The 4,552-nt window shown below is 58.7% G+C and carries 5 protein-coding genes; 2 read left to right on the forward strand and 3 right to left on the reverse strand.

All coding sequences use genetic code 11. From position 1 onward, the window contains the following. Positions 1–412 precede the first annotated feature (412 nt). Both P7F28_RS15455 and P7F28_RS15460 read right to left on the reverse strand, forming a co-directional pair. On the reverse strand, positions 413–754 hold the full coding sequence (locus tag P7F28_RS15455; RefSeq protein ID WP_370467329.1) for a BON domain-containing protein: 342 nt from the start codon (positions 752–754) through the stop codon (positions 413–415). Positions 755–886: 132 nt separating this feature from the next. Then, a complete protein-coding gene (locus P7F28_RS15460) occupies positions 887–1,510 on the reverse strand; it encodes a DNA-3-methyladenine glycosylase I (RefSeq protein WP_277185398.1) in 624 nt (207 codons plus the stop codon). Between the two features lie 142 nt (positions 1,511–1,652). Between P7F28_RS15460 and P7F28_RS15465 the strand changes: the two genes are divergently transcribed. Continuing rightward, positions 1,653–3,134, forward strand: coding sequence for an MFS transporter (locus P7F28_RS15465; protein WP_277185399.1), 1,482 nt, complete (start codon positions 1,653–1,655; stop codon positions 3,132–3,134). Between the two features lie 5 nt (positions 3,135–3,139). On the opposite strand, the gene P7F28_RS15470 is transcribed toward P7F28_RS15465, so the two are convergent. Next, a complete protein-coding gene (locus P7F28_RS15470; RefSeq protein WP_277185400.1) occupies positions 3,140–3,571 on the reverse strand; it encodes a cupin domain-containing protein in 432 nt (143 codons plus the stop codon). Between the two features lie 228 nt (positions 3,572–3,799). Here P7F28_RS15470 and P7F28_RS15475 point away from each other — a divergent pair. Next, on the forward strand, positions 3,800–4,552 hold a 753-nt coding region (locus P7F28_RS15475), incomplete at its 3' end, for an EAL domain-containing protein (protein ID WP_277185401.1).

A 4,552-nucleotide genomic window follows, 5' to 3' on the forward strand; every position in this document is an offset into this window, starting at 1 on the left:
CGGCCGCCGTGAATATCTGCCATCGCCATGCGGTCCAGTTCGATGGACGCCGGAAGATCTCGGATCGATAACGTGCTCATGATGCGCTCCTTGGAAGGAAGAGAGTAGGACTAGGTCAAGCGGCCGGTCGCTTGACTCAGTCTATGCACGTGTCGTGCCATTGCATCCGAGCCTGTTTACGTGGGACGGTCGATCGAGCGAGTGGGGAAACCACCGCCATGTGGCGTGCTTTCAGTTGTCCGAATGCCAACAGAAAGCGCAGCGAAGGCGATCGTCTCCCACGCGTGCTCAGAACATATCGGCCAGTCCCATTGCCGGATCGCTCACCGAATGACGGCCCGTTTCGATGCACCCCGCGATGCGGCACAGGAAGCTGCGGTCCGTCATCCGCCACGCAGCCTTGCACCAACGATCAGCCGTTGCCGCCATGAAACAGCGTGAGTTTGTTGTTCACCGATGTCACGCCCTGCACCGACTTGGCAACATCCGCTGCCTGCGCAATCTGATCGCCGCTTTTGACCGATCCGCTGAGCGTCACAACGCCCCCGCGCGCGCGAACAAACACGCCGGAGACATCGAAGCCCTGCGTCTTGGACAATGCGCGACGCACCGATTTACCCAACGCGCGATCAGCAGGCGTCGCTTTTTTCGAGGCGGTGGTGGGCGCAGAGGCATCGGCCGTCTGCGCGAAGGTCGCCGTCGATCCGGCCGACAGCGCGGCCAGTATCAGCAGACTCGCAAGTTTCTTTCCCATTTTCATCTCCATTCGTTGACGGTCATTTGAATTGACAGGACGTGCTGCAATCAGGCTGCACGGCAAGCCTTCCGCATTCTGTCACGCCGGGAAAAAAAGCGCGCAAACGGTGCGCGCCTGCTTAATGACGCCCTAATCGGCGGCGACCCACACGCCCGAACTGCCGCGACGATGACTGCCGATGAGATGCGTATCGACAATACCGATCGCTTCCATCAACGCGAACATATTGGTCGGTCCGACGAACTTGAAGCCATGCCTTCTCAGCGCTGCGGCGAGCGCGGCGGAGGCTTCGGACGAAGTGGGAATATCGCTGAAACGGCGCGGCTCGGGCGTGATCTGTGGCTTAAAGGACCAGACAAAGTCCGCGAGACCGCCTTGCTCACGCATCGCAAGCGTGGCTTGGGCGTTGTTGATCGTCGCGGATATTTTCGATGCGTTGCGGATGATCTGGCTGTTCGACATCAGACGCTCGATATCTTTCTCGCCGTATTGCGCGACGCGGTCGGGATCGAAATGATCGAATGCGGTGCGGAAGGCTTCACGTTTGGTCAGAATGGTGGACCATGAAAGCCCCGACTGAAACACTTCCAGCGAGATACGCTCGAACATGCCACGCTCATCACGAACGGGAACGCCCCACTCGGTATCGTAGTAGGTGCGCAGCATGCCCGTAGCGGCCCATGCAGGGCGCGCGAGACCGTCTTCACCGATGACGAGATCGTTCGTGGCGGAAGGGGAATCTGTCTTGTCCATTGCGAAACTTTGGAACCGTTGTGCGAGATGTAAATTATAAAAGCGATCCTAAAGTGTGCTGAATAAATCCTTCCGCGTTTGGCCAATAAAGCGCGAATCCCGCCGCTGCTTCATACTACACGCGACCGGGAGGAATGACTCCATGCAACAAGACATGCCGCATTCGCACGAAAGCACCGTTGCCGCACAGGCCACGCCGTGTGACAACCTGGTCGCGCTTTCTCAATCGCCTGCTCTGAGCAGCGCATGCGCGCACAAACGCCTGGCGCTGATCGCAACGATCCTTGCGTCGAGCATGGCGCTGATCGATAGCACCGTGGTCAATGTCGCCTTGCCTTCGATCCAGTCCGAACTTCACGCAGGCGTGATGGGCATGCAATGGGTCGTCGATGCGTACTTGTTGCTACTCGGCTCGCTCGTATTGGTCGGCGGCGCTTTGGGCGACAGACTCGGGCGGCGCGGCGTATTTATCGCGGGAACAGCGGTGTTTATGGTCGCATCGGCCGGATGCGGGCTTGCGCCGAGTCTGGGCTGGCTGATAGCAGCACGCGCTTTACAAGGCGTGGGCGCGGCTTTGCTGGTGCCGGGAAGCCTTGCGATCATCGGCTCCGTGTTCGAAGGTGAGGAGCGCGCGAAAGCCATCGGCACGTGGGCGGGTTCGGGCGCGATCATGGCGGCGATCGGCCCCGCATTCGGAGGCTGGCTGGTCGATTCATTCGATTGGCGCGCGATCTTCTTCCTCAACCTTCCGCTTGCAATCACCACGATCGTGCTGGCGCGCATGTCGGTGCCGGACAGCCGCGTATCGACCTTATCGAATGGCCTTGACTGGCAAGGTGCTTTAAGCGTGACGTGCGGCCTCGGCGCGCTGACGTATGGCTTGACGGAAGCATCAAGTCGCGGATTCGCGAGTGAGATCGTGTTGGGCTGTGCGGGCGTTGGCATCGTGCTGATGGCGGTCTTCATCAGAATAGAAGCGCGCAGTCCTCATCCGATGATGCCGCTCGACGTGTTCCACTCGCGCGAGTTCACCGGTATCAATCTCGTTACGCTATTGCTGTATTTCGCGCTTTCCGGCGCACTATTCTTTCTTCCATTCACGCTGATTCGCGCATACGGCTATAGCGCGACGCAAGCGGGCGCGTCCTTATTACCGTTGCCGCTGGTGATTGGCGTGCTCTCGCGTTACACGGGCGTGCTCACGGCGCGTTACGGGGCGCGTCTTATGTTGATCGTGGGACCGTGTGTGGCAGGTCTTGGATTCATGATGTTCGTGCTGACGGTTGTTTCGACGCGCTACTGGCTGGCGATTTTTCCGCCATTGTTCGTGACCGGCCTGGGCATGACGATCACGGTTTCGCCGCTGACATCGACAGTGATGGCAGCAGTGAATGCCGATCGCATCGGCGTGGCGTCCGGCATCAATAATGCGGTGGCGCGCGTGGCCGGTCTGCTGGCGGTCGCGGTGCTCGGCATCGTGTTCGTATGGTCGCACGATCGCGCTATCGCGCAGGGCGAACAACACGCGGTTGCGGTAGCGTTCCGCGCGGTCGCGCTCGCATCGGCAATATGCGCGTTCATGGCCGCAGCATGTTCGGCGGTAACGATTAAACCGAAGTCCTAATTAAATTATTTCGATTTGGCCGCCGCATTCGCCCAGTCGGGCAAAGCATCGAGATCGGGCCGCATGGTCACGCTTTCCTGTTCATTCGGATCAGTCCGTGCAATGACCGCGACGCACGCTTCGTCCGCGCTCACGTTATACGGAATATGCGGCACGCCGGCGGGAATATAGAAAAAATCGCCTGCATTCACAATGACGTGATGCTCCATTTGCTCGCCATACCAGCATCCCGACACACCACTCAACTGATAGATGGCCGTTTCGTGTTCCATGTGCAGATGCGCCTTGGCACGCGCGCCCGGCGGAATGGTCGCAAGCTGGAGATGCACATGCTTCGCGCCCACGCTTTCCGCCGAAATGCCAACGGCATAGGTGAGACCTTGCTTTCCTTCGAATTTTTCACCGGCTTGCACGAGACGGCAGGTTGATGAGTTCATCGCATCTCCGGAGTAACAAATGTGCTTACGACGGCAGATTACACCTACGCTGCTTGCTAAAGAATTCCTAACGCAATTTGCGAGCGACCGTTCTTTTTTCGCTAAAGAAAGCCACTTTGTTCGCGCACCGAATAAACATCCGCCCTTGACCTCAAGATTTTTTTGGCGATGTCGTTAGACGACGGTAGCTATGTGCTTATCTGTCAGCGTGGAGAAAAGGTCGGTTCTATGAGCATCTTTGTTGCCCGGCAGCCTATCGTCAATCGACGCGGATCGGTGGTCGCGCAGGAATTGCTGTTTCGCGATGCGCAGTCGCAACGCGCGAATATCAGCGATGGCTTTCGATGCAGCGCAGCCGTGGTCGAGCGCGTGCTCGGCGCATTCGGTTTGGAACAAGTGCTCGACGGCACGGATGGTTATCTCAACACGCCCGCCGAACTGATTTTTTCCGATGTGCTTGAATTGCTGCCCGCATCGCGCTTTACGCTCGAAATTCTCGAAGACGAAGCCCTGACGCCTGACCTCGGTGCGCAGTGCGATCGTTTGCGCCAGGCGGGATTTCGTATCGCGCTGGACGATGTGAACGCCATCACGCCTGAAATCGAGCGCTTTCTCCAGCATGTCGATATCGTCAAACTCGACTGGCCTTATATCGATCCGAAAGCGGCTCAGGAAACGGTCCGCCGATGCCGCCGCGCGGGCAAGCTCGTGCTCGCGGAAAAAGTGGAAGAGCGCGCGGATCATGCGCGCGCGATGCAGGCGGGCGTCGATCTGTTTCAGGGCTATCACTTCGCCAAGCCTCAGTTACTCAGCTCGAAACGGGAAGTCGCATCGTTCGCGGGCGTGTCGAAAGTCCTTCAGTTGATTATGGAGGATGCCAGTCATCTTCATCTCGAACAGGCGCTTAAAAGCGTGCCGCCGCTGGTCGTGCAGGTCTTGCGGCTTGCAAACAGCGGGCGCAGTTCGCGCGCGCGTCAGGCG

This window comes from Caballeronia sp. BR00000012568055 (assembly GCF_029439455.1).
Lineage (GTDB): Bacteria > Pseudomonadota > Gammaproteobacteria > Burkholderiales > Burkholderiaceae > Caballeronia.